The following is a 1083-nucleotide window of genomic DNA, read 5'->3' as shown; positions in this document are numbered from 1 at the left end:
CCCTAAAACTGGCCTCCTTTCATACTGGCAGGCGCAAAATCATTGCATTTAAAAAAGCCTTCCATGGCAGAACTTCCCTGGCCGTGGCTGCCACCGATAACCCGGCTATCGTAGCGCCAGTTAATCAAACCGATGCCGTTGTATTTCTTCCCTTTAACGATGTAGATGCATTGACAGCCGTTTTCAATGCGCAGGGGAAAGATATTGCAGCTGTAATAGTGGAAGGTATCCAGGGGGTGGGAGGTATTAATGTGGCATCCGATCTTTTTTTGCAAACCATCCGTGCGCTTTGCGATGAACATGGCGCTGTTTATATAGCCGATTCCGTACAGTGCGGGTATGGGCGGTCGGGCAAATTCTATTCGCACGATTTTGCTGGCGTAAACGCCGATATCTATTCCATGGCCAAGGGAATGGGAAATGGATTTCCGATAGGGGCCATTTCCATTGCACCGCATTTGCATCCCAAACACGGCATGCTGGGCACAACGTTTGGTGGTAATCAACTGGCCTGCGCAGCAGCGCTGGCAGTATTGGAAGTTATTGAACAGGAAGGACTGATCGCAAATGCCGAAAAAATAGGAACACTGCTCATGGAATCGCTGCAAGGCATGCCCTTGCTGAAAAATGTTCGGGGACGTGGTTTAATGATCGGGTTTGATATGCCGGAATCGCAGCCAGCGCTTCGCAAGCAATTGCTGAATGAGCATTTTATTTTTACCGGCGAAGCCAAACCGAATGTAATCCGCCTCCTGCCGTCGCTTGCGTTAAGAGAGGCCGAAGCCCAAGAGTTTTTATCAGCCCTTTCAAAAGAATTAACCACCCCCGCCGAGGAAAAATAAGTAAACGATGAAAAATTTTACTTCCGTTCAGGATGTTGCCGATTTGCAGGCATTGGTAGAGTCGGCTTTGCGTTATAAGGCAGACCCCTATAAGGATGTTGTACTTGGCCAACGCAAGCGCATCGGCATGTTATTCCTGAACCCAAGTATGCGTACGCGGCTTAGTACCCAGGTGGCTGCCCAGCAATTGGGAATGGAAGCGGTTGTTTTTAATGTGGGTAGTGAAGGATGGGCATTGGAG

The 1083-nt window shown here is 49.1% G+C and carries 1 protein-coding gene and 1 pseudogene; both read left to right on the top strand.

The window, feature by feature from the left end:
* A partial coding sequence (locus tag A1D16_RS17630) for an aminotransferase class III-fold pyridoxal phosphate-dependent enzyme (RefSeq protein ID WP_290711931.1) occupies positions 1-842 on the top strand: 842 nt, incomplete at its 5' end.
* Between the two features lie 7 nt (positions 843-849).
* Positions 850-1083, top strand: a pseudogene (locus tag A1D16_RS17625) (acetylornithine carbamoyltransferase); the annotation flags it as partial.

This window comes from Flavihumibacter sp. CACIAM 22H1, assembly GCF_001601815.1.
Lineage (GTDB): Bacteria > Bacteroidota > Bacteroidia > Chitinophagales > Chitinophagaceae > Flavihumibacter.
This window is presented reverse-complemented; position numbering and strand designations above follow the sequence as displayed.